Genomic DNA, 24,363 nt, shown 5'->3' with positions numbered 1-24,363 from the left:
CGCACCCCACCAGCCCCGCCGAGGACGCCTTCTTCCACCATATGGAGGAGAAGCTGACCGGCACCGACCCGGGCAGCAAGGTCGCCGCCACCGTGGGGCTGGAGAAGAAGGCCTGGGGCACCCACGCCGTACTGGAGCTGAAGAACGTCAAAGGCCCGCTGAAGTGCCGGCTGGTCGCCGTCTCCAAGAGCGGCGAGGAGGAGACCGTCGCCTCCTGGTCGGTGCCGAAGTGGGGGTACGGCTTCCCCGACAGCCCGCACGAGGCCGCCCGCTCCCCGCTCTACGTCCACGGCGGCGCCGCGATGAGCCGGGCCGACATCGACCGCTTCGAGGTCCGCACCTTCGACGGGCAGCGGCTGGTGGAGGTGGACGCCTGACACCCCGTACGCCTGAGTGCCCGGCCTCCGGTACGCGGGTGAGCGGACACCCGTACGCGCGTATCGGGCCACCCGTACGGGCGTACCCCGCCCCGCCGGGCCCCGCGGCCTGACACACCCGCCTCCTGTGCAATAAGCTCGACGGCTGCCCAATGCACATGAGAAGGGGGCCTCGGTGGCCGCGCAGGAAGCCGACAGACTGGTCGACACGGTCCGCGACCGGGAGATCGGGGTCGAGCAGGAGCATCTGGACCAGGTGTACCGCCGTCTGGACGAGAAGATCCACGAGGCGGAGTTCCTGATGAAGGACGCCCATCGGCTCGGCCAGGTCGGCACCCCCGGCGCCCTCGCCGAGCGCGACGCCCAGGTCTTCCGGGCCGGCGTCCACCTCAACCGGCTCAACAACGAGTACGAGGACTTCCTCTTCGGCCGGATCGACCTGCTGAACGGCAAGGACGGCAAGAAGGGGCCCGACGGGGCGTACACCTCCATCGAACCCGCCGACGACGCCGTACGCCCCGACAACACCGCCGACATCGGCGAGACCCTGCACATCGGCCGGATGGGCGTGCTGGACGCCGACTACACCCCGCTGGTGATCGACTGGCGCGCTCCGGCCGCCGCCCCCTTCTACCGGGCCACCCCGGTCGACCCCGGCCGGGTGGTGCGCCGCCGGGTCATCCGCTCCAGGGGCCGCCGCGTCCTCGGCGTCGAGGACGACCTGATGCGCCCCGAGCTGACCGCCGCCCTGGACGGCGCCGAACTGGCCGTCATCGGCGACGGCGCCCTGATGGCGGCGCTCGGCCGCTCCCGCGGCCACACCATGCGGGACATCGTCTCCTCCATCCAGGCCGAGCAGGACCTGGTCATCCGCGCCCCCGCCGCCTCCGTCACCTATGTGGAGGGCGGCCCCGGCACCGGCAAGACCGCCGTCGCCCTGCACCGCGCCGCCTACCTGCTCTACCAGGACCGGCGCCGCTACGCCGGCGGCATCCTCATCGTCTCGCCCACCCCGCTGCTGGTCGCCTACACCGAGGGCGTGCTGCCCTCGCTCGGCGAGGAGGGCCAGGTGGCCATCCGCGCCCTGGGCAGCCTGGTCGACGGGGCCGAGGCCACCGGCTACGACGACCCCGCCACGGCCAGGGTCAAGGGCTCCGCCCGGATGCTCAAGGTGCTCCGCAAGGCCGCCCGGGGCGCCCTGGAGGGCGGCGGCGCCCCGCAGCGGCTGCGGGTGGTCGCCTTCGGCCGCCGGCTGGAGCTGGAGGCCGAGGAGCTGACCCGGATCCGCCACGCCGTGCTCGGCGGCACCGCCCCGGTCAACCTGCTGCGCCCGCGCGCCCGCCGGCTGCTGCTGGACGCCCTGTACGCCCAGTCCGGCGCCGGCTCCCGGCACACCGACCCCGAGCTCGCCGCCGAGCTGCGCTCCTCCTTCGACGAGGACGTCAGCACCGAGGACTCCTTCACCGGCTTCCTGGACGCCTGGTGGCCCGAGCTGACCCCGCGCCAGGTGCTCACCGCCATGGCCGACGAGCGCCGGCTCGGCCGCTGGGCCCGCCGGGTGCTCAACCCCGGCGAGGTCCGCCGGCTCGCCCGCTCGCTGCGCCGCCCCGAGCTGTCCGTCCACGACGTGGCGCTGCTCGACGAGCTGAACACCCTCCTCGGCACCCCCGCCCGGCCGCGCCGCAAGCGGGAGCTGGACCCGCTGGACCAGCTCACCGGCCTGGAGGAGCTGATGCCGGTACGGGAGGAGAGCCGGCGCGAGCGGGCCGAGCGGCTCGCCCAGGAGCGCACCGAGTACGCGCACGTCATCGTGGACGAGGCGCAGGACCTCACCCCCATGCAGTGGCGGATGGTCGGCCGGCGCGGCCGCACCGCCACCTGGACGGTGGTCGGCGACCCGGCCCAGTCCTCCTGGCCGCTGCCCGAGGAGGCGGCCGAGGCCCGCGACGAGGCCCTGGGCACCCGCCCGCGCCGCCGCTTCGAGCTGACCGTGAACTACCGCAACCCGGCCGAGATCGCCGAGCTGGCGGCCAAGGTGCTGGCGCTGGCCATGCCGGGCATGACGGCCCCTCGCGCGGTGCGCTCCACCGGCGTACGGCCCCGGTTCACCGCGGTGGACGGCGCCGGGCTGGGCGCGGCGGTACGGGAGGAGGCGCGCCGCCAGCTGGAGCTGGTGGACGGCACGGTGGGCGTGGTCGTCGCCATGCGGCGGCGCGAGGAGGCGGCCGGGTGGCTGGACGGTCTGGGCGACCGTGTGGCGGCGCTGGGCAGCCTGGAGGCCAAGGGGCTGGAGTACGACGCCACGGTGGTGGTCTCGCCCGCCGAGATCGCCGACGAGTCCCCGGCCGGGCTGCGGGTGCTGTATGTGGCGCTCACCCGGGCGACCCAGCAGCTGACCGTGGTCGCCGGCCCGCGCGACGAACCGGACCCGGACGGCGTACCGGATCTGTTGAGGGAGTGAGCCGGGGGCGGGTGATTGGGCCGCCCGGGGCATCGCGGAAATCGGTTGCCGCGTGCGGGAATCACCTTTCGGGGAGGGTTTGTTAGCCTGGGTGTGGCACCGGCCCGATCCAAGCCCCCGGGCCCAACCTTAGTCGCTGAGAGCGACCACTTGCCGCGAGGCGAGCATGGCGGGCCGGTGCCACTCAGGCGCTTGAGAACAACGCATGTCAGACGCTTGAGAACAACGCATGAGAACGCCGGCGGGTCCGTGTCTTCCGACGAAGACACGGACCCGCCGGCGTTTGCGGTCCAGCGCTTCCTACGGGGGCGGGGGTTCCGCCCGGACCCCGAGCCTCGTACGATGTCTCTCGCATAGCGGAAAACAGTTTCCGAAACCTCAATGACCGTTATTACCTGCTACTCGCAGGTAGGTGCGACCATCGGAGGGCGCCGCCCGGCCACCGGTCAGGGCGGTGCGGCAACGAAGCGAAGCGGAAAGCAGAGGAACACGGCCATGGCAACGGCGCCCAGCGTCTCCTACTCGATGACGGTCCGGCTGGAGGTGCCCGCGAGCGGAACCGCGGTCTCCCAGCTCACCACGGTGGTGGAGTCCTCGGGCGGCTCGGTCACCGGCCTTGACGTGACCGCCTCGGGCCACGAGAAGCTGCGGATCGACGTCACCATCGCCGCCTCCTCCACCGCGCACGCCGACGAGATCGTCGCCAAGCTCCGCGACATCGAGGGCGTCGTCCTCGGCAAGGTCTCCGACCGTACGTTCCTGATGCACCTCGGCGGCAAGATCGAGATGGCGTCCAAGCACCCCATCCGCAACCGCGACGACCTCTCCATGATCTACACCCCCGGCGTGGCCCGGGTCTGCATGGCGATCGCCCAGAACCCCGAGGACGCCCGCCGCCTCACCATCAAGCGCAACTCCGTCGCGGTCGTCACGGACGGCTCCGCGGTGCTCGGCCTGGGCAACATCGGCCCCAAGGCCGCGCTGCCGGTGATGGAGGGCAAGGCGGCCCTGTTCAAGCGGTTCGCCGGGATCGACGCCTGGCCGCTCTGCCTGGACACCCAGGACACCGACGCCATCGTGGAGATCGTCAAGGCCATCGCCCCGGGCTTCGCCGGCATCAACCTGGAGGACATCTCCGCGCCGCGCTGCTTCGAGATCGAGGCCCGGCTGCGCGAGGCCCTGGACATCCCGGTCTTCCACGACGACCAGCACGGCACCGCCATCGTGGTGCTCGCCGCGCTCACCAACGCGCTGCGGGTGGTCGGCAAGGCGTTCGGCGACGTCCGGGTGGTGATGTCCGGCGCCGGCGCGGCCGGTACCGCCATCCTGAAGCTGCTGCTGGCCGCGGGTGTCAAGCATGCCGTGGTCGCCGACATCCACGGTGTGGTGCACGCCGGCCGCGAGGACCTGGTGGACGCCGACCCCGAGTCGCCGCTGCGCTGGATCGCCGACAACACCAACCCCGAGGGCGTCACCGGGACCCTCAAGGAGGCCGTGGTGGACGCGGACGTCTTCATCGGCGTCTCGGCCCCCAACGTGCTTGACGGGAACGACGTGGCGGCCATGGCGGAGGGCGCCATCGTGTTCGCACTCGCGAACCCGGACCCCGAGGTGGAGCCGGCGATCGCCCGCCAGACCGCCGCGGTGGTGGCCACCGGCCGCTCCGACTTCCCCAACCAGATCAACAACGTGCTGGTCTTCCCGGGTGTCTTCCGCGGTCTGCTGGACGCCCAGTCCCGGACCGTCAACACGGAGATGATGCTCGCCGCGGCCACCGCCCTGGCGGACGTGGTCACCGAGGACGAGCTGAACCCGAACTACATCATCCCCTCGGTCTTCAACGACAAGGTCGCCGGCGCGGTCGCGGGCGCGGTCCGCGACGCCGCCAAGGCCGCGGGGGTGACGGCCCCGGCCGCCTCCTGACCCCGGGCCGCCTCCGGGGTGCCCGCCTCCGTACGCGTAGGGGGCGGGTCGGCTCCGAGGAGTCCCCGGAGGGTCCACGGACCGTCACCACGGCGTTTCGGTGGCGCTTTTCGTGTGACTCCGGGGGGTGCCGGATTGGCTTTCCCGGCGCTGGTGGGGGCAGGATGCCTATCTGGGCGAGGGTCTGACGGCAGACCCGGGTCCGAGAACCGACCAAGGGCCCTGGCAGCATCGGCTCTGCTGTGCCCCCTGTGCGGCTCCGCCGCCTGGCACGCCTGACAGCAAGAAGAACACGGGAGTAACAACATGAACCGCAGTGAGCTGGTGGCCGCCCTGGCCGACCGTGCCGAGGTGACCCGTAAGGACGCCGACGCCGTGCTGGCCGCTCTCGCCGAGACCGTCGGCGAGGTCGTCGCCAAGGGTGACGAGAAGGTCACCATCCCCGGCTTCCTGACCTTCGAGCGCACCTCGCGTGCCGCTCGTACCGCCCGCAACCCGCAGACCGGCGAGCCGATCAACATCCCCGCCGGCTTCAGCGTCAAGGTCTCCGCGGGCTCCAAGCTCAAGGAAGCCGCCAAGGGCAAGTGAGCCGCCCGGAGCGGTGACCGGCACCATCCGGCCACCGCACCGGCCGAGCAGGCTCGGCTGAGCGTAAGCGGAAGGGCGGCCGCCCCCGATGGGGGGTGGCCGCCCTTCCGCGTACCTTCACGGGCCCTCACACGGCCCCCTGGCCGCCTTCGGACGCACCGCGGCCCCCGTACGCCGGAAAGGGTGCGCGGGGGCCGCGGTGTACCGGACGTACGGGCCGGTCAGACCGCCGCGCTGCCCGGCAGCTCGACCTTGGCGCCCAGCTCCTGGAGCTTGTCCATGAAGTTCTCGTAGCCGCGGTTGATCAGCTCGATGCCGTGCACCCGCGAGGTGCCCTGCGCCGCCAGTGCGGCGATCAGGTAGGAGAAGCCGCCCCGCAGGTCGGGGATGACCAGGTCGGCGCCCTGCAGCTTGGTCGGGCCGGAGACGACCGCCGAGTGCAGGAAGTTGCGCTGGCCGAAGCGGCAGTCCGAGCCGCCCAGGCACTCCCGGTACAGCTGGATGTGCGCACCCATCTGGTTGAGCGCCGAGGTGAAGCCCAGCCGCGACTCGTACACCGTCTCGTGCACGATGGACAGCCCGGTGGCCTGGGTCAGCGCCACCACCAGCGGCTGCTGCCAGTCGGTCTGGAAGCCGGGGTGGACGTCCGTCTCCAGCGCGATCGACTTCAGCTGCCCGCCCGGGTGCCAGAAGCGGATGCCCTCGTCGTCGATCTCGAAGGCGCCGCCGACCTTCCGGTACGTGTTGAGGAAGGTCATCATCGAGCGCTGGTGCGCCCCGCGGACGTAGATGTCGCCCTCGGTCGCCAGCGCCGCCGACGCCCAGGAGGCCGCCTCCAGGCGGTCCGGGAGGGCCCGGTGGGTGTAGCCGCCGAGCTTGTCCACACCGGTGATCCGGATGGTGCGGTCGGTGTCCATGGAGATGATGGCGCCCATCTTCTGCAGTACGCAGATGAGGTCCTCGATCTCCGGCTCCACGGCCGCGTTGGAGAGTTCGGTCACACCCTCCGCCAGCACGGCCGTCAGCAGCACCTGCTCGGTGGAGCCGACCGACGGGTACGGCAGCCGGATCTTGGTGCCGCGCAGCCGCTGCGGGGCCTCCAGGTACTGGCCGTCGTCCCGCTTCTCGATGACCGCGCCGAACTGGCGCAGCACGTCGAAGTGGAAGTCGATCGGCCGGCCGCCGATGTCGCAGCCGCCCAGGCCGGGGATGAAGGCATGCCCCAGACGGTGCAGCAGCGGGCCGCAGAACAGGATCGGGATCCGCGAGGAGCCCGCGTGCGCGTCGATGTCGGCGACGTTGGCCGACTCGACGTGCGTCGGGTCGAGCACCAGCTCACCCGGCTCGTCGCCCGGGCGCACCGTCACCCCGTGCAGCTGGAGCAGCCCGCGCACCACGCGGACGTCCCGGATGTCGGGGACGTTGCGCAGCCGGCTCGGCTCGCTGCCGAGCAGCGCGGCGACCATCGCCTTGGGCACGAGGTTCTTCGCGCCGCGGACGCGGATCTCGCCCTCCAGCGGGGTGCCGCCGTGGACAAGCAGGACATCGTCAGTGCCGGTCATGAATCTCGCGTTCCGATGGGGGTCCCCCCGGCGGAGCCAGGGAGGAGGTCGGGCAGGGGGCCAGGGAAAAGGGTAAGGGGGTGCACCACCCCTTCCGGTAGCCCGCGGACGCCTGCCAGATGTAATGAATTCGGCACAACACCGTGTGTTCCGAACCTTTCGCGGAGGGTTACCGTCCGCTTTCGGCCAGCCGGACCCGCCGTCAGGGCCTCCGGCCGGACCTTCCGGGCGTCGACTCCCGGACGCTCCCGGTATCGGCTCCCGGTCCTGCCCGGTATCGGCTCCCGGTCCTTTCCCCGCATCCGCTTCGCCGTCGGCCCCCATCGGGCGGCCGGATGCGGGATGATGTCAGGCATGACCGAGGTGTCCTCGCTCACCGGGCGGCTGCTGGTCGCCACCCCCGCGCTGGCCGACCCCAACTTCGACCGCGCGGTGGTGCTGCTGCTCGACCACGACGACGAGGGGACGCTCGGCGTGGTCCTCAACCGGCCCACCCCGGTGGGCGTCGGCGACATCCTGGAGCCCTGGGCGCCGCTGGCCGGTGAGCCCGGGGTGGTCTTCCAGGGCGGCCCGGTCTCCCTGGACGCGGCGCTCGGCCTGGCCGTCGTCCCCGGTGACGGCCCCGGTGGCCTGGACGGACCGCCCGGCGCGCCCGGCCCGGACGGGACCGGCGGCGCGTACCGCGCGGACGGGTCCCCCGACGGCGGCCCGGATGGTTCGCGATCGCGGACGGCGGGGGCCGGGGAGTCGGAGGAGCCGGACGAGCCGGACGAGTCGGAGGAGCCGGAGGGGCTGCTCGGCTGGCGCCGGGTGTACGGGGCGATCGGCCTGGTCGACCTGGAGGCGCCGCCCGAGCTGCTGGCGGCCGAGCTGGGCTCGCTGCGGATCTTCGCCGGGTACGCGGGCTGGGGGCCCGGCCAGCTGGAGGACGAGCTGGCCGAGGGCGCCTGGTTCGTGGTGGACTCCGAGCCCGGTGATGTCTCCTCGCCGCGCCCCGAGACGCTGTGGCGGGATGTGCTGCGGCGGCAGCGCAGCGAGCTGGCGATGATCGCCACGTATCCGGATGACCCCTCGCTGAACTGAGCTGTCGCGTCAGCCGGATGATCCACCGGCTTCCGGCCGTGCGTTTTCGGCCACCGGTCCGGCGGTCGCGGGCGGCGTGACGGACCGCGCGGAAGGGCTCCCGGGGGCGGAGGCGGCGTGATGGGGTTCACAGCCGGGCGGTGGGCGGGAAGGGCGGGTACGGGCGGTTCGCGGTCCGCCGCACGGACGTGCGACCGCGCTCCCGGCCCGGCGTCGACGTGGGTACCCTTGGAGCCCATGAGCACTCTTGAGCCCGAGCGCGGGGCAGGTACGGGGACCCTCGTAGAGCCGACGCCGCAGACGTCGCACGGCGACGGCGACCACGAGCGCTACGCCCATTACGTTCAGAAGGACAAGATCATGGCGAGCGCCCTCGACGGCACTCCCGTGGTCGCGCTGTGCGGCAAGGTCTGGGTGCCGGGGCGGGACCCCAAGAAGTACCCGGTCTGTCCGATGTGCAAGGAGATCTACGAGTCCATGGGCGCCGGCGGCGACAAGGACAAGGGCAAGGGCGGCGGCAAGGACAAGAAGTAGGCGCCGCGCTCCGCTCTCCGCGGAGCCTTTGCGCCTTCCCGACGCCTCGGCTCCGCTCTCCTCGGAGCTCCCGCGCCTCCCTGACGCCTCGCGAGGCCCCCGGGTGCGCGGCATCCGGTACGAGTTCGACCACTCGTGCCGGTGCCGCCACCGGGGGCCTTCGTCGTTCCCCGGTGCTTCGGAAGGCTCCCGGACGCTTCGGAAGGCCGCCGTGATCGCGACGCGGCCGGGACCGTGATCGCGAAGTGGTCAAGACCTCTTGTGGCCCTCACTCCGGCGTTCTACTCTCCTGCGAAGCACATAGCGAAACGTCCATTGCGTATGCTGCAACGCTTTCGGAGGGGACCTCCCATGAAGCCGTCCGTGAAGCCGTCCGCCCGCCGGGTCCGTACCGCCGCCGTCTCCGCTCTTGCCGCGGCCCTGCTGCTCACCGCCGCCGGGTGCGCCCCGTCCACCTCCGGCGGTGGGGCCGGGGGCGACGAGAGAACCGGGACCCTGCGGGTCTGGCTCTTCCAGGAAGTGGGCAACGAGCCCAAGAAGAAGGTGGTGGACGCCGCCGTGTCCGCCTTCCAGGCCCGGCACGAGGGAGCCGAGGTCGAGGTCGAGTACATCCCGGTGGAGAGCCGCGCCGAGCGGGTCAAGGCGGCCTTCAACGACCCGTCGAGCGCTCCGGACCTCATCGAGTACGGCAACACCGACACCGCCGGCTATGTCCGGGACGGCGGACTGGCCGATGTCACCGCCGAGTTCGGCGCCTGGGCGGAGGCCAAGGACACCGACCCCACCGCCCGCGCCGGGGCGACCGTGGACGGCAAGGTGTACGGGGCCCCGCTGCTGGTCGGGGTGCGGGCGCTGTACTACCGCACCGATGTCTTCAAGGAGCTGGGCCTCGCGGTGCCCCGCTCACAGGACGAACTCGCCGCCACCGCACGGAAGATCCGCACGGCCCGGCCCGAGCTGTACGGGATAGCCGTCGGCGGCGCCTACACCTACGGGGCGCTGCCCTTCGTCTGGGCGCACGGCGGTGACCTGGCCACCCGGGAGGGCGGGTCGGGCGGCTACCGGGCCGCGATCGACAGCCCGGCCGCCCGCCGGGGCATCACCGCGTACACCTCGCTGTTCGGCCCCGGGAACTGCCCGGCCGCCTCCTGCGCCTCGATGGGCGGCAACGCCACCGTCACCGCCTTCGCCTCGGGCAAGGCGGCGATGGCGATCGGCGGCGACTTCAGCCACGCGGCCGTGGAGGCCGGCGCGGCCAAGGGGAAGTACGCGGTGGTGCCGCTGCCCGGGGTGGCCAAGGGCTCGGTGGCCCCGGCCTTCGCCGGCGGCAACAACCTCGGGGTGCTGAAGAGCAGTGGGCACCGCACCCTGGCGGTGGACCTGATGAAGGAGCTGGCCGGCAAGAAGACCCAGCGGGCGCTGTTCGACGCGATGGGCTTCCTGCCGACGTACGCGGATGTGCGCGCCGACATCGCCCGGGCGCAGCCCCATGTCAAGCCGTTCACCGACACCCTGGCGGCCGGCACCAAGCCCGTCCCGGCCTCGCCCGCCTGGGGCCAGATCGACGCCTCGCAGGTCCTGCCGACCATGCTCCAGGAGATCGTCAGCGGCCGTAAGGACGTGGCCGCCGCCACCTCCGACGCGGCCCGGAAGATGGATGACGCCTTCGCCTCGGCGGCGCGCTGACCATGGCCGATCGCACCCACCGCCCGCGCCCCGGCCGGGCGGGATCCCGGGACGGGGGCTGGACGCCCTGGCTGTATCTCGCGCCCGCCCTCGCCGTCCTCGCCGCGCTGCTGGTGTACCCCATCTACCAGCTCGGACTGATCTCCTTTCTGGAATACACCCAGGAACAGGTCAGCGGCGGGAAACCGACCTCCTTCCAGGGCCTCGGCAACTACCAAGCGCTCTTCGCCGACGAGCAGTTCCGGCAGGTGCTGCTGGCCACCGTGGTCTTCGCCGCCGCCTGTGTGCTGGCCACCCTCGCGGTCGGCTGCGCCCTCGCCGTCCTGCTGACCCGGATACGGGCCCTGCCCCGGCTGGCGCTGATGCTCGCGGCGCTCGGCGCCTGGGCCACACCCGCCGTCACCGGGTCCACCGTCTGGGTGTTCCTCTTCGACCCGGACCACGGGCCGGTCAACCGGCTGCTCGGACTGGGGGACTTCTCCTGGACCTACGGCCGCTACAGCGCCTTCGCGCTGGTGCTGCTGGAGGTGGTCTGGTGCTCGTTCCCGTTCGTGATGGTCACCGTCTACGCGGGCATCCGGGCCATCCCCACCGAGGTGCTGGAGGCGGCCGCCCTGGACGGGGCCTCCCAGTGGCGGATCTGGCGGTCGGTCACCGCGCCGATGCTCCGGCCGATCCTGCTGGTGGTCACCATCCAGTCGATCATCTGGGACTTCAAGGTCTTCACCCAGATCTATGTGATGACGGGCGGCGGCGGGATCGCCGGGCAGAACCTCGTCCTCAACGTCTACGCCTACCAGAAGGCGTTCGCCTCCTCGCAGTACAGCCTCGGCTCCGCCATCGGGGTCGTGATGCTGCTGATCCTCCTCGCCGTCACGCTGCTCTATCTGCGGCTGCTGCGCCGGGGAGCCGACCGCGACGGCCGACCGGGAGAAGCGCTGTGAACCACCCGAGCAGCACCCGAAGAGCACCCCGGAGCACCTTCCGGATCCGGCGGCCCTGGCGGCTGGCCGCCGAGGCCACCGCCCTGCTGATCGCCGCCGCAATCGCCTTCCCGCTCTACTGGATGGTCCTCTCGGCGCTGAAGCCCGCCGGGGAGGTCCAGTCGACCAGCCCCCGCCCCTGGACCCTCGATCCCACCCTGGACTCCTTCCGGCGGGTCCTCACCCAGCAGGACTTCGGCCGCTACTTCCTCAACAGCCTGCTGGTGGCCGGATCGGTGGTGCTCGCCTCCGCGCTGATCGCCTTCCTGGCGGCCACCGCGGTCACCCGCTTCCGGTTCCGCTTCCGCACCACGCTGCTGATCATGTTCCTGGTGGCGCAGATGGTGCCGGTCGAGGCGCTGACCATCCCGCTGTTCTTCCTGATGCGGGACCTCGGCCAGCTCAACACCCTGGGCGCGCTGATCCTGCCGCATCTGGCCTTCTCCCTCCCGTTCGCGATCTGGATGCTGCGCGGCTTCGTCAAGGCCGTCCCGGAGGCACTGGAGGAGGCCGCCTATCTGGACGGCGCCAGCCGCTCCCGCTTCCTCTGGCAGATCCTCTTCCCGCTGGTCTTCCCCGGGCTGGTCGCCACCAGCGTGTTCTCCTTCATCTCCACCTGGAACGACTTCCTGTTCGCGAAGTCCTTCATCATCAGCGACACCTCCCAGTCGACCCTGCCGATGGCCCTGCTGGTCTTCTTCAAGCCGGACGAGAACGACTGGGGCGGCATCATGGCCGCCTCCACTCTGATGACCGTCCCGGTGCTGGTCTTCTTCGTCCTGGTGCAGCGCCGCCTGGTCTCCGGGCTCGGCGGCGCCGTGAAGGACTGACCCCCGACCCCCCTCCCGCCGAAGGATTTCCGCCCATGGACGACCACCGAACCGGCCCCGACTCCCTTACCGGCCACCTCCTCATCCCCGCCCCCACCACCGTCCGCTTCCCCGTCGGAGCGGCCCCCGGCGCGGTCGTCCTCGGCCCGGACACCGCCCTGGACGCCGGCCCCGGCACCGAGGTGGCGGCCCGCTGGCTGCGCACGGTCGTCGGCCCCGCCACCGGACTGGACCTCCTCCCGCCCGTGGCGGCGGAAGGGCAGGCGGAAGGGCAGGCCACCATCGCCCTGCGGATCGCCGAGGAGGTGACGGAGCGCCATGGACCCGAGGGCTACCGGCTCTCCGTCGACGGCACCCGCGCCGGAGCCGCCGTGCGCATCGAGGGCGGCGGGCCCGCCGGGGTGTTCTGGGGCGCCCAGACACTCCGCCAGCTGCTCGGCCCGGCCGCGTACCGCCGGGTGCCCCTGACCCCGGCCGGACCGGACGGACACCGCTGGACGCTGCCCGCAGGGACCGTGGAGGACGGCCCCCGCTTCCGCTGGCGCGGAATGATGCTGGACGTGGCCCGCCACTTCCTGCCCAAGGACGACGTGCTGCGCTACCTCGACCTGCTGGCCGCGCACAAACTGAACGTGCTGCACCTCCATCTGACCGATGACCAGGGCTGGCGGATCGAGATCCGGCGCCACCCGCGGCTCACCGAGGCCGGGGCCTGGCGGGCCCGCACCAAGCTCGGCCACCGGGCCTCACCGCTGTGGACCGAGACCCCGCACGGCGGCTACTACACCCAGGACGACATCCGGGAGATCGTCGCCTACGCGGCCGAACGGCATATCACCGTCGTCCCCGAGATCGACATCCCGGGACACTCGCAGGCCGCCATCGCCGCGTACCCCGAACTCGGCAACACCGATGTCATCGACACGACCTCCCTCACCGTCTGGGACACCTGGGGCATCAGTCAGAACGTACTCGCCCCCACTGACACCACCCTCCGGTTCTACGAGGAGGTGCTGGAGGAGGTGCTCGCCCTCTTCCCGTCCCCCTTCGTCCACCTCGGCGGCGACGAGTGCCCCAAGGACCAGTGGCGGGCCTCCCCGGCCGCCCAGGCCCGGATCGCCGAACTGGGGCTGTCCGGTGAGGACGAGCTCCAGTCCTGGTTCCTGTGCCACTTCGACCGCTGGCTCGCCGAGCGCGGCCGCCGGCTGGTCGGTTGGGACGAGATCCTGGAGGGCGGCAGCCTCAGCGCCGGAGGGGGCCGCCTCACCTCAGGGGCGATGGTCTCCTCCTGGCGGGGCTACGCGGGCGGGGTCGCCGCCGCGGAGGCCGGGCACGACGTGGTGATGTGCCCCGAGCAGCAGGTGTATCTGGACCACCGTCAGGACGCCGGCGAGGACGAGCCCGTACCGATCGGCTTTGTCCGCACCCTGGCCGACGTCTACCGCTTTGAACCGGTGCCGCCCGGGCTCTCCCCGGCCGCGGCCTCGCATGTGGTCGGCGCCCAGGCCAATGTCTGGACCGAGGTCATGGACAGCCGGGCCCGGGTCGACTACCAGGTCTTCCCCCGGCTCGCCGCCTTCGCGGAGGTCGTCTGGTCCACCGGGCTGCCCGCCCCCGCCGACCGCGATCCGGCCGGTTTCGCCCACCGGCTCGGCGCCCACTACGCGCGGCTGGACGCGCTCGGGGTCGACTACCGGCCACCCGCGGGACCCCGCCCCTGGCAGCGCCGCCCCGGCATCCTCGGCCGCCCGCTGGAGGGACCTCCGCCGGCCCGCTGACCTCCACCCGCCACCGCCCCGCTGTCACCCCCGGTGGCTCGAACAAGTCGTACAAGGTCGCCGGGAAGTGGCAATACGGCGGAGTCGGAAGTGCCCCGTCAAATCCGGTCATCACGCAGGTCATCGGATGTCCGGGACGGATCCGCCCTTCGCGGACCTGCGCACCGGGCGGCCCGGAGAATGTGCCAGAGTTGCCACGTCCCGGCTGTGAGCACGTACGGTACGGCCAACACAGGCGGGACGGCCGGTACAGCCGGGACACCGGGAAGGGGCAGCTGGGTTGACCACGCACGCATCGCGGGCGGCGCAGTCCGTGACGCTGCCGGGCACGCTCGACGAGGCAGTGGCGGCGCTCACCGCCATGCCCGCCGCCGTACCCGTCGCGGGCGGTACGGACCTGATGGCCGCCGTCAACAAGGGCCTGCTGCGTCCCGCCGGACTGGTCGGCCTGGGCCGGATCAACGAGATCCGCGGCTGGCAGTACCAGGACGGCCACGCCCTGCTCGGCGCCGGGCTCACCCACGCCCGGATGGGCCGCCCCGACTTCGCCGCCCTGATCCCCGCGCTCGCCGCCGCGGCCCGCGCCGCCGGACCGCCGCAGATCCGCAACGCCGGCACCCTCGGCGGCAACATCGCCAGCGCCGCGCCCACCGGGGACGCGCTGCCGGTGCTGGCCGCGCTGGAGGCCGACCTGGTGGTCGCCGGACCGGGCGGCCGCCGCGAGATCCCGGTCACCCACCTCCTGGCCGGCCGTGAACTGCTCGCCCCCGGTGAGCTGATCGGCTTCGTCCGGGTGCCGCTGCTGCACGCCCCGCAGGTGTTCCTCAAGGCCACCGGCCGCACCGGCCCCGGCCGGGCCACCGCCTCCGCCGCCGTGGTGCTGGACCCGGCCCGGCGCGGGGTGCGCTGCGCGGTCGGCGCCATCGCCCCGATGCCGCTGCGCCCGCTGGAGGCCGAGGACTGGATCTCCCGCCGGATCGACTGGGACGGTGACCGCGGGGTGGCCCCGGAGGCGCTGACCGCGTTCGGCGAGTACGTGGCGGCCGCCTGCGTCCCGGACGCCCCGGGCGGCGAGCCGCTGCCGCCCGCCGTACTGCATCTGCGGCGCACCGTCGCCGCACTGGCCCGAAGGGCACTGGGGAGGGCGTTGTCGTGAGCAACGGCGACTACGACGGCTACGAGGGCTACGAGGGCCGCACCGGCCGCGAGGGCCACGACGGCGGCCACGGCCGCGAGGAGTACGGCGCCGAGGGGTACGGGAGCGAGGAGCAGGGCACCCACGGGGGCTCCGGCCACTCCGCCGACCCCCAGGGCGGCGGCTCCTACGACGGCGGGTCCTACGGCAACGGCTCCTATGGCGGCGGCTCCTACGGCTACCCGGCCGCCGGAGGGTACGCGGCCCAGCCGTACGGCACCCCGGCCTACGGCACGCCCACCTACGGCGCCGCACCCGGCTCCACCCCCGCCTACGGCACCGAGACCTACGGGGCGGTGGACTTCGGCGCCGGGGACGGCGGCTGGCAGCCGGTCCCGCAGGGCGAGTACGACGCGGACGCCACCGCCTTCGTGCAGCTTCCGCCCGAGGGCGTCGAGGGCGCCCCGCTGGAGGCGCCCGGCCACGGCTACGTACCCCCGGAGATCCCGGACCGGTCCGGGCACGGCGACTGGCAGTCGGGCGACCCGAACGCCACCGGCCAGTGGACCTTCCCGCACGACCCCGCCAACGGCCACCAGGGCGGTTCCGATGAGGCCGCGCCCTCCGAGCTGACCGGTCAGTGGACCATCCCGCTCGCCCCGGGCGACCTGCCCGAGGAGTCGGGCGAGTACGCGGTGACGGCCACCTCCTCCTGGACGGCCTCCGCCTGGATGAGCGGCAACCCCCCGGCCACCCTGCCGGGCGGCGCCCCCGCCCCCTGGGCCACCGAACCGGCGCCCGCCGCCGAGACCGCGCCGGACCCCGCCGAGGAGGCGCCCGGCGCCCAGGACGCGGCCGAGCCCGTACCCGTACAGGCCGAACCCGTACCCGTACCCGTACAGGAGGAGCCGGAGCCCGCCCCCGTACCGGAGCCCGCTCCCGTACCGGACCCCGCTCCCGTACCGGACGCGGTGGCCGTGCCCGAGCCCGCGGCGGCCGACCCCGAGCCCGAACCGGCCGCCGAGGCCGAACCGGTTGTCGAGCCCGAGCCCGTACTCGCGCCCGAGCCCGAAGCCGTATCCGCTCCCGAAGCCGTAGCCGAGCCCGCGCCAGAGCCCGAGGCCGTATCCGCGCCCGCCGAAGGCGCCGTGGCCGCCGGTGAGGAGCACCCGCACATCTCCTACCTCCTGCGGGTCAACGGCACCGACCGCCCGGTCAGTGACGCCTGGATCGGCGAGTCGCTGCTCTATGTGCTGCGTGAGCGGCTGGGTCTCGCCGGGGCCAAGGACGGCTGCTCGCAGGGCGAGTGCGGGGCGTGCAACGTCCAGGTGGACGGGCGGCTGGTCGCCTCCTGCCTGGTGCCCGCCGCCACCGCCGCCGGGAGCGAGGTCACCACCGTCGAGGGGCTGGCCGAGAACGGCGAACCCTCCGACGTCCAGCGGGCGCTGACCCGGTGCGGGGCCGTGCAGTGCGGCTTCTGCATCCCCGGCATGGCGATGACCGTGCACGACCTGCTGGAGGGCAACCACGCCCCCAGCGACCTGGAGACCCGCAAGGCGCTGTGCGGCAACCTCTGCCGCTGCTCCGGCTACCGGGGCGTCCTGGACGCCGTACGGGAGGTCGTCGCCGAACGCGGGGCGAGCGCCGCCGCCGCGGCCGAGGCGGCCGAGGCCGAGCGCGCCGCCCGTACCGCCCCGGACGGCGGCCGACCCGGTGACGGGCCGCCGCAGCCGCGGATCCCGCACCAGATCCCCCATCCGCACGACGGAGGCACGGCGTGAGCAACGACGCGGCCACCGCCATCCCGGCGGTCGACTCCATCCAGGGCGCCCGGCCGGACGCCCCCGTGCACGGGATCGGCGCCTCGCTGCCGTCCGCCGACGCGCCCGCCAAGGCGGCCGGGACCTTCCCCTACGCCGCCGACCTGTGGGCCGAGGGGCTGCTCTGGGCGGCGCTGCTGCGCTCCCCGCACCCGCACGCCCGGATCCTCTCCGTGGACACCTCCGCCGCCGCCGCGATGCCCGGGGTACGGGCCGTGGTCACCCACGCCGACGTGCCCGGGGACCCCTCGTACGGCCGGAAGGTCGCCGACCGGCCGGTGTTCGCCCGGGAGCTGGTCCGCCACCACGGCGAGGCGATCGCCGCGGTCGCCGCCGACCACCCGGACACCGCCCGGCTGGCCGCGGCCGCCATCGCCGTCGAGTACGAGGTGCTGGAGCCGGTCACCGACCCGGAGAAGGCGTTCGCCGCCGAACCGCTGCACCCCGACGGCAACCTGATCCGGCACATTCCGCTGCGCTACGGCGACCCGGACGCCCACGGCGAGGTCATCGTGGAGGGGCTGTACCGGATCGGCCGCCAGGACCCGGCCCCCATCGGCGCCGAGGCCGGTCTCGCCGTCCCGCGGCCCGACGGCGGCGTCGACCTGTACACCGCCTCCACCGATCCGCACACCGACCGGGACCTGGCCGCCGCCTGCTTCGGGCTCACCCCCGACCAGGTCAAGGTCGTGGTCACCGGGGTGCCCGGGGCCACCGGGGACCGCGAGGACCCCGGTTTCCAGATCCCGCTGGGGCTGCTCGCGCTGCGCACCGGCTGCCCGGTGAAGCTGGCCGCCACCCGCGAGGAGTCCTTCCTCGGCCACGCCCACCGCCACCCCACCCTGCTGCGCTACCGCCACCACGCCGACCCCGAAGGCAACCTGGTCAAGGTGGAGGCGCAGATCCTGCTGGACGCCGGGGCGTACGCGGACGACTCGGCCGAGTCGCTGGCCGCCGCCGTCTCCTTCGCCTGCGGCCCCTACGTCGTCCCGCACGCCTTCGTCGAGGGCTGGGCGGTGCGCACCAACAACCCGCCCTCCGGGCACGTCCGGGGCGAGGGCGCCCTCCAGGTCTGCGCCGCCTACGAGGCCCAGATGGACAAGCTGGCCCTCAAACTCGGCGTGGACCCGGCCGAGTTGCGCCTCCGCAACGCGCTCGCCACCGGTGACATCCTGCCCACCGGTCAGACCGTGACCTGCCCCGCCCCGGTCGCCGAGCTGCTGCGCGCCGTCCGCGACGCGCCCCTGCCCGCGCTGCCCCGGGACACCCCCGAGGACGACTGGCTGCTGCCCGGCGGGCCCGAGGGGGCCGGTGAACCGGGCGCGGTGCGCCGGGGCGTCGGCTACGCGCTCGGCATGGTCCATATGCTCGGCGCGGAGGGCACCGACGAGGTGTCCACCGCCACCGTGAAGGTGCACGACGGCCGGGCCACCGTGATCTGCGCGGCGGTGGAGACCGGGCAGGGCTTCACCACCCTGGCCCGGCAGATCGTCCAGGAGACCCTGGGCATCGACGAGGTGCAGGTGGCGCCGGTCGACACCGACCAGCCGCCGTCCGGGGCCGCCGCGCACGGCCGACACACCTGGGTGTCCGGCGGGGCGGTGGAGCGGGCCGCCAAGATGGTCCGCACCCAGCTGCTCCAGCCGCTGGCCCACAAGTTCGGGATGTCCACCGAGCTGCTCCAGATCACCGACGGCAAGATCACCTCCTATGACGGGGTGCTCTCCACCACCGTGATGGAGGCGATGGACGGCAAGGAGCTGTGGGCCACCGCCCAGTGCCGCCCGCACCCCACCGAGCCGCTGGACGGCGCCGGTCAGGGCGACGCCTTCGTGGGCCTGGCCTTCTGCGCGATCCGCGCGGTGGTGGACGTGGACGTCGAACTGGGCTCCATCCGGGTGGTGGAGATGGCCGTCGCCCAGGACGTGGGCCGCGTCCTCAACCCGGCGCAGCTGGCCACCCGTATCGAGGCCGGGGTCACCATGGGCATCGGCGCCGCGCTCACCGAGAACCTGCGCACCCCGCGCGGCCTGGTCCGCCACCCGGACCTCACCGGCTATCCGCTGCCCACCGCGCTGGACGCCCCCGAGGTGCGGATCGTGAAGCTGGTGGAGGAGCGGGACGTGGTCGCCCCCTTCGGCGCCAAGCCCGCGAGCGCGGTCCCGGTGGTCACCTCGCCCGCCGCGGTGGCCGCCGCCGTGCGCGCCGCCACCGGCCGCCCGGTCAACCGCCTCCCCATCCGCCCCCAGGCCGCGGTCGCCGCGCCGCGGGGATAGCGCAGCGGAAAGGGCGCGAACCCCCTCCTGCGGGTCCGCGCCCTTCGCGCCTGTCTTCGAGACCGTGACCGGATTCGAACCGGTGTAACTTGAGTTGCAGTCAAGCCCCTGAACCACTCGGGCACACGGTCCTGTCCTTCTCGACTCCACGACCGTAGGACAGCACCCGGGCCTCCCTCAACGCCTCCGGCCCGCCCGCAACACGACTGCCATACGCCGTTCACGGTCGTAGGTCCGGCCGTCGCCCGGTCGTACGTCCAAGGGACCAGCCACCGTCCGCCTCCCGACAGGGGCAGAATGCCGTTACGGCCCTTACGCTGACGGCCATGGCCGCAACCGATCACCGCCCCGACGCCGCTCCCCATCCCCCCGACACCGCCACTGTCCTGGACCGGGCCCACCGGGCGCTGAGCATCGGCACGGTCTCCGTCGTGCTGCTGATCGCCTTCGAGGCGACCGCGGTCGGCACCGCGATGCCGGTGGCGGCGCGCGAGCTGGACGGCATCCCGCTGTACGCGTTCGCCTTCTCCGCGTACTTCACCACCAGCCTGTTCGCCATGGTGCTGTCCGGGCAGTGGTCCGACCGCTCCGGGCCGCTGGCGCCGCTGGCGACCGGGATCAGCGCGTTCGGGGCGGGGCTGCTGCTGTCCGGAACGGCCGGGGCGATGTGGGTGTTCATCCTCGGCCGGGCCGTGCAGGGGCTGGGCGGCGGGCTGGTGATCGTCGCCCTGTACGTGGTGGTGAGCCGCGCCTACGCCGAGCGGCTGCGGCCCGCGATCATGGCGGCGTTCGCGGCGAGCTGGGTGGTGCCCTCGGTGGTCGGGCCGCTGATCGCCGGGACGGTCACCGAACGGCTGGGCTGGCGCTGGGTGTTCGCCGGGATCCCGGTGCTGGTGGTGCTCCCGCTGGCGCTCGCGCTGCCCGCGATCCGGCGCACCGCCGCCGGTCCGGCCGACCCCGCCGCCCCGGCCCCCTTCGACCGGCGCCGCATCCGCCTCGCCCTCGCCATCTCCCTGGGCGCCGGGCTGGTCCAGTACGCGGGCCAGGAGCTGCGCCCGCTCTCGGCACTCTTCGCCCTCGCGGGCGCCGCGCTGCTCGTCCCCGCGGCGCTCGGCCTCCTCCCCGCCGGCACCTTCCGCGCCGCCCGCGGCCTGCCCTCGGTGGTCCTGCTGCGCGGCATCGCCGCCGGGTCCTTCATCGCCGCCGAATCCTTCATCCCGCTGATGCTGGTCACCCAGCGCGGTCTGAGCCCCACCATGGCCGGGCTCTCCCTGGCGGTGGGCGGCGCCACCTGGGCGTTCGGCTCCTGGCTCCAGTCCCGGCCCCGGGTGGAGCCCTACCGGGAGCGGCTGGTCGTCCTCGGCATGCTGCTGGTCGCCGCCGCGATCCTCACCGCGCCCAGTGTGCTGATCCCCTCCGTCCCGGTCTGGACCGTGGCGGTGGCCTGGGCCTTCGGCTGCCTCGGGATGGGCCTGGTGATCGCCTCCACCAGCGTGCTGCTGCTGAAGCTGTCGGCGCCGCACGAGGCGGGCACCAACTCGGCCGCGCTCCAGATCTCCGACGGCCTCTCCAACGTCCTCCTCCTCACGGTCGGCGGCGCCGCCTTCGCCGCCCTCGGCGGCCGCCTCCTCGCCGACGCCCACACCCCGGCCACCGCCGCCGCCTCCGCCTCCCACCCGGCCGCCTTCGCCGCGGTCTTCCTCCCCATGGCGGCGGTGGCCCTGGCGGGCAGCTGGGTGGCGACGCGGCTGCGGACGTGAGCGCGGCGAGCGGCGGGGGGTGCGCTGGGGGCGCGCGGGTGTGAGAGGGGGCGCCCCCGGGCGCGTACCGGAACAATCCGTTTCCGTGCCGGGGCGTGCGGCCGTCATCCTGTCCGTATGACGATCGACATCCGCCTCGGCGCGGATCAGGAGGAGGCCCTGCGGCTGCGCGCGGCCGAGGAGGGCGTCGAGCCGGAGGCGCTGGTCCGGCACGCGGTCGACGCCTACCTGGCCCGCCCCTCGCACCGGACCGTGGTCCGGGAGGCCGCCCGGGAGCAGGCGGCCGTCTGGCACGAGCTGCTGGAGCGCCTGAAATGACACTCTTCACCCTCGATGTGGTGGACTCGCTCATCGTCGCCGAGCACGCGGTGGATGACCAGGTGGTCGTGGTGCGCGATCCCGGGCTGCTCGAATCCGCCGTACACCGCCCCGCCGCTGCCATGTTCGGTGAGGAGGCGTACCCGGACCTGATCGACAAGGCGGCCGCCCTGCTCCAGTCCCTGGCGGTCAACCACCCCCTGGTGGACGGCAACAAGCGCACCGCCTGGCTGTCCTGCGTCACCTTCCTCGCCGTCAACGGCGTACATCTGGGACCGGACATCGACGCCGCCGAGCGGCTGGTGATCGAGGTCGCCACCGGCGAGGCGGACGACGTGAAGCTCATCGGCGAACGGCTGCGCGCGCTGGCTTCCTGAGCGCGGACCGACGGGTCTGTGACCCATCTCGCATCCGCCCGCCCCCTCGCGGCGTTCGCCCGAGGGGCGGGCGGGCCACCGGTAGGGTGGCCCGGTTGTCGTACGTAACGCCGTGACCGAGGGGCAGCGCCGTCAGACCGTGACCACCACCGCCACCGCCTCCCACCACCTCTCGCCCGCCTTCCCCGGCCGCGCCCCCTGGGGCACCGCCAGCAAGCTCCGTGCCTGGCAGCAGGGCGCCATGGACCGCTACCTCCAGGAGCAGCCCCGCGACTTCCTCGCGGTGGCCACCCCCGGCGCCGGGAAGACCACCTTCGCGCTGACGCTGGCCTCCTGGCTGCTGCACCACCACGTGGTGCAGCAGGTCACCGTGGTCGCGCCCACCGAGCACCTCAAGAAGCAGTGGGCCGCCGCCGCCGCGCGGATAGGGATCAAGCTGGACCCGGACTACAGCGCGGGCCCGCTCAGCAAGGAGTACCACGGCGTCGCCATCACCTACGCGGGTGTCGGCGTACGCCCCATGCTGCACCGCAACCGCAGCGAGCAGCGCAAGACCCTGGTCATCCTGGACGAGATCCACCACGCCGGCGACTCCAAGTCCTGGGGCGAGGCCTGCCTGGAGGCGTTCGAGCCGGCCACCCGCCGCCTGGCGCTCACCGGCACCCCGTTCCGCTCGGACACCAACCCCATCCCCTTCGTCACCTACGAGGAGGGCAACGACGGCATCCGGCGCTCCTCCGCCGACTACACCTACGGCTACGGCAACGCGCTGGGCGACGGTGTCGTCCGCCCGGTGATCTTCCTCAGCTACAGCGGCAACATGCGCTGGCGCACCAAGGCCGGTGACGAGGTCGCCGCCCGGCTCGGCGAGCCGATGACCAAGGACGCCGTCTCCCAGGCCTGGCGCACCGCGCTGGACCCGCGCGGCGACTGGATGCCGAATGTGCTGCGCGCCGCCGACACCCGGCTCACCGAGGTCAGGAAGGCCATCCCGGACGCCGGCGGCCTGGTCATCGCCTCCGACCAGGACTCCGCCCGCGCCTACGCCAAGCTGATCCGCGAGATCACCGGCTCCAAGGCCACCGTGGTCCTCTCCGACGACGCCGGGGCGTCCAAGCGGATCGACGAGTTCAGCGAGGGCGAGGACCGCTGGATGGTCGCCGTCCGGATGGTGTCCGAGGGCGTGGACGTCCCCCGCCTCGCCGTCGGCGTCTACGCCACCACCATCTCCACCCCGCTCTTCTTCGCCCAGGCCGTGGGCCGCTTCGTGCGCTCCCGCCGCCGGGGCGAGACCGCCTCCGTCTTCCTCCCCACCATCCCCAATCTGCTCACCTTCGCCAACGAGATGGAGGTGGAACGGGACCACGCCCTCGACAAGCCGAAGAAGGAGGGCGAGGAGGACCCGTACGCCGAGTCCGAGAAGGAGATGGAGGAGGCCAACAAGCAGGAGGACGAGGACACCGGCGAGCAGGACGCGCTGCCCTTCGAGGCGCTGGAGTCCGACGCCGTCTTCGACCGGGTGCTCTACGACGGCGCCGAGTTCGGTATGCAGGCCCACCCCGGCAGCGAGGAGGAGCAGGACTACCTCGGCATCCCCGGCCTCCTCGAACCGGACCAGGTGAACCTGCTGCTGCGCAAGCGCCAGGCCCGGCAGATCGCGCACAGCCGGCAGAAGCCCGCCGAGGACGCCGATCTCCTCGAACTGCCCGCCGAACGCCGCCCGGTGGTCTCCCACAAGGAGCTCCTGGAACTGCGCAAGCAGCTCAACACCATGGTCAGCGCCTACGTCCACCAGTCCGGCAAGCCGCATGGCGTGATCCACACCGAGCTGCGCCGGGTCTGCGGCGGCCCGCCCAGCGCCGAGGCCACCGCCGGGCAGATCCGCGAGCGGATCAAGAAGGTGCAGGAGTGGGCCACCCGTATGCGCTGACGCGCGAGGGTGATCGACGGCGATCGATGAGGGGTGCGAAACGGTCAGGTCCGGGCGATCGCGCCCGGATTCTGGACGAGGTCTTCCGCTGAGCGGAGTGGCTCGCTACATTCCCGCCAATCGCAAAGAAACGCCCCGTGGCAGCGCCGCCGCGGAGCGCAGCCGGTGCGCCATGGCCTGCCGGCGGCCTCTCCGTGCGTCGCCGATGGGACCGGTGCCGCTCCCGGATCCCCGGCAGCCGTGCCGGGGCACCGGGGGAGTGTCCGCCGTCACTCACCCGAAGAGAGGGCGTCGTGACCGCGGAGACCTCCCAGACGCTCGACCGGGGACTGCGTGTCCTCAAGCTGCTCGCCGACACCGACCACGGGCTGACCGTCACCGAGCTGTCCAACCGGCTCGGGGTCAACCGGACCGTCGTCTACCGGCTGCTCGCCACCCTGGAGCAGCACGCCCTGGTCCGCCGCGACCTCGGCGGCCGGGCCAGGGTCGGCCTCGGGGTGCTGCGGCTGGGCCGCCAGGTGCACCCGCTGGTCCGGGAGGCCGCGCTGCCCGCGCTGCGCGCGCTCGCCGAGGACATAGGGGCCACCGCGCACCTCACCCTGGTCGACGGGGCCGACGCCCTCGCCGTCGCCGTGGTCGAGCCGACCTGGACCGACTACCACGTGGCCTACCGGGCCGGCTTCCGCCACCCGCTGGACCGCGGGGCCGCCGGGCGGGCCATCCTCGCCGCCCGCCAGGCCCTCCCCGACGACCCCGGATACACCCTCACCCACGGCGAACTGGAGGCCGGCGCGAGCGGCGCCGCCGCCCCGCTGCTCGGGGTCACCGGGGTCGAGGGCAGCGTCGGCGTGGTGATGCTCGCCGACGCCGTACCCGAACGCGTCGGCCCCCGGGTCATGGACGCCGCCCGCGAGGTCGCCGACGCCCTGCGCTGACCTCCGG

18 protein-coding genes, 1 tRNA gene and 1 pseudogene are annotated in these 24,363 nt (G+C 73.3%); 18 read left to right on the top strand and 2 right to left on the bottom strand.

Annotated features, from left to right (window positions below; all coding sequences use genetic code 11):
• The 4 genes and pseudogenes from ABZ945_RS28060 to ABZ945_RS28045 form a co-directional block, all read left to right on the top strand.
• Positions 1 to 377: pseudogene (locus tag ABZ945_RS28060) on the top strand (RNA polymerase subunit sigma); the annotation flags it as partial.
• A 175-nt stretch (positions 378 to 552) separates the two neighbouring features.
• The gene (locus tag ABZ945_RS28055; RefSeq protein ID WP_361274963.1) at positions 553 to 2,838 is read left to right on the top strand and encodes a UvrD-helicase domain-containing protein; all 2,286 of its coding nucleotides are present in this window, start codon (positions 553 to 555) and stop codon (positions 2,836 to 2,838) included.
• A gap of 495 nt (positions 2,839 to 3,333) precedes the next feature.
• Positions 3,334 to 4,761 (top strand): NAD-dependent malic enzyme, encoded by a 1,428-nt coding sequence (locus ABZ945_RS28050; RefSeq protein ID WP_361274960.1) that lies wholly within the window; start codon positions 3,334 to 3,336, stop codon positions 4,759 to 4,761.
• 306 nt (positions 4,762 to 5,067) lie between these two features.
• Positions 5,068 to 5,349, top strand: coding sequence for an HU family DNA-binding protein (locus ABZ945_RS28045; RefSeq protein WP_084894445.1), 282 nt, complete (start codon positions 5,068 to 5,070; stop codon positions 5,347 to 5,349).
• 221 nt (positions 5,350 to 5,570) lie between these two features.
• Here the strand turns inward: ABZ945_RS28045 and murA are convergent, their stop codons facing one another.
• Positions 5,571 to 6,911: a UDP-N-acetylglucosamine 1-carboxyvinyltransferase gene (gene murA / locus ABZ945_RS28040; protein ID WP_361274957.1), complete on the bottom strand. Its 1,341-nt coding sequence runs from the start codon at positions 6,909 to 6,911 to the stop codon at positions 5,571 to 5,573.
• Positions 6,912 to 7,265: 354 nt separating this feature from the next.
• Between murA and ABZ945_RS28035 the strand changes: the two genes are divergently transcribed.
• The 9 genes from ABZ945_RS28035 to ABZ945_RS27995 all read left to right on the top strand — a co-directional run bounded on the left by ABZ945_RS28035 (position 7,266) and on the right by ABZ945_RS27995 (position 19,036).
• Entirely contained in the window at positions 7,266 to 7,994 is a 729-nt protein-coding gene (locus tag ABZ945_RS28035; RefSeq protein ID WP_361274954.1) for a YqgE/AlgH family protein, read from the top strand.
• Positions 7,995 to 8,231: 237 nt separating this feature from the next.
• A complete protein-coding gene (locus ABZ945_RS28030) occupies positions 8,232 to 8,528 on the top strand; it encodes a DUF3039 domain-containing protein (protein WP_361274952.1) in 297 nt (98 codons plus the stop codon).
• A gap of 351 nt (positions 8,529 to 8,879) precedes the next feature.
• Positions 8,880 to 10,214, top strand: a complete 1,335-nt coding sequence (locus ABZ945_RS28025) for an extracellular solute-binding protein (protein ID WP_361274950.1) — start codon at positions 8,880 to 8,882, stop codon at positions 10,212 to 10,214.
• A gap of 2 nt (positions 10,215 to 10,216) precedes the next feature.
• Positions 10,217 to 11,158, top strand: a complete 942-nt coding sequence (locus ABZ945_RS28020) for a sugar ABC transporter permease (RefSeq protein ID WP_361274947.1) — start codon at positions 10,217 to 10,219, stop codon at positions 11,156 to 11,158.
• Entirely contained in the window at positions 11,155 to 12,027 is an 873-nt protein-coding gene (locus ABZ945_RS28015; protein ID WP_361274945.1) for a carbohydrate ABC transporter permease, read from the top strand. Before ABZ945_RS28020 ends, ABZ945_RS28015 begins: the two co-directional genes overlap by 4 nt.
• A 35-nt stretch (positions 12,028 to 12,062) precedes the next feature.
• Positions 12,063 to 13,805: a beta-N-acetylhexosaminidase gene (locus ABZ945_RS28010; protein WP_361274943.1), complete on the top strand. Its 1,743-nt coding sequence runs from the start codon at positions 12,063 to 12,065 to the stop codon at positions 13,803 to 13,805.
• Between the two features lie 280 nt (positions 13,806 to 14,085).
• Complete coding sequence (locus ABZ945_RS28005; protein ID WP_361274941.1) at positions 14,086 to 14,961, top strand: FAD binding domain-containing protein; 876 nt, start codon at positions 14,086 to 14,088, stop codon at positions 14,959 to 14,961.
• 335 nt (positions 14,962 to 15,296) lie between these two features.
• Positions 15,297 to 16,721: a 2Fe-2S iron-sulfur cluster-binding protein gene (locus tag ABZ945_RS28000; protein WP_361274968.1), complete on the top strand. Its 1,425-nt coding sequence runs from the start codon at positions 15,297 to 15,299 to the stop codon at positions 16,719 to 16,721.
• Positions 16,718 to 19,036, top strand: a complete 2,319-nt coding sequence (locus tag ABZ945_RS27995) for a molybdopterin cofactor-binding domain-containing protein (RefSeq protein WP_361274938.1) — start codon at positions 16,718 to 16,720, stop codon at positions 19,034 to 19,036. Before ABZ945_RS28000 ends, ABZ945_RS27995 begins: the two co-directional genes overlap by 4 nt.
• Positions 19,037 to 19,095: 59 nt before the next feature.
• On the opposite strand, the gene ABZ945_RS27990 is transcribed toward ABZ945_RS27995, so the two are convergent.
• Positions 19,096 to 19,167, bottom strand: a tRNA-Cys gene (locus ABZ945_RS27990).
• Between the two features lie 195 nt (positions 19,168 to 19,362).
• Here ABZ945_RS27990 and ABZ945_RS27985 point away from each other — a divergent pair.
• The 5 genes from ABZ945_RS27985 to ABZ945_RS27965 all read left to right on the top strand — a co-directional run bounded on the left by ABZ945_RS27985 (position 19,363) and on the right by ABZ945_RS27965 (position 24,356).
• A complete protein-coding gene (locus ABZ945_RS27985; RefSeq protein WP_361274935.1) occupies positions 19,363 to 20,796 on the top strand; it encodes an MFS transporter in 1,434 nt (477 codons plus the stop codon).
• A 117-nt stretch (positions 20,797 to 20,913) separates the two neighbouring features.
• On the top strand, positions 20,914 to 21,114 hold the full coding sequence (locus tag ABZ945_RS27980; RefSeq protein ID WP_361274932.1) for a CopG family transcriptional regulator: 201 nt from the start codon (positions 20,914 to 20,916) through the stop codon (positions 21,112 to 21,114).
• A complete protein-coding gene (locus ABZ945_RS27975) occupies positions 21,111 to 21,491 on the top strand; it encodes a type II toxin-antitoxin system death-on-curing family toxin (RefSeq protein ID WP_361274929.1) in 381 nt (126 codons plus the stop codon). The genes ABZ945_RS27980 and ABZ945_RS27975 overlap by 4 nt, the downstream gene beginning before the upstream one ends.
• Positions 21,492 to 21,630: 139 nt before the next feature.
• Complete coding sequence (locus ABZ945_RS27970) at positions 21,631 to 23,421, top strand: DEAD/DEAH box helicase (RefSeq protein ID WP_361274926.1); 1,791 nt, start codon at positions 21,631 to 21,633, stop codon at positions 23,419 to 23,421.
• 293 nt (positions 23,422 to 23,714) lie between these two features.
• Positions 23,715 to 24,356, top strand: coding sequence for a helix-turn-helix domain-containing protein (locus ABZ945_RS27965; protein ID WP_105868698.1), 642 nt, complete (start codon positions 23,715 to 23,717; stop codon positions 24,354 to 24,356).
• The last annotated feature ends 7 nt before the right edge of the window (positions 24,357 to 24,363 follow it).

This window comes from Streptomyces sp. NPDC046887 (assembly GCF_040644755.1).
In the GTDB taxonomy this organism is placed as follows: domain Bacteria; phylum Actinomycetota; class Actinomycetes; order Streptomycetales; family Streptomycetaceae; genus Streptomyces; species Streptomyces lichenis.
This window is presented reverse-complemented; position numbering and strand designations above follow the sequence as displayed.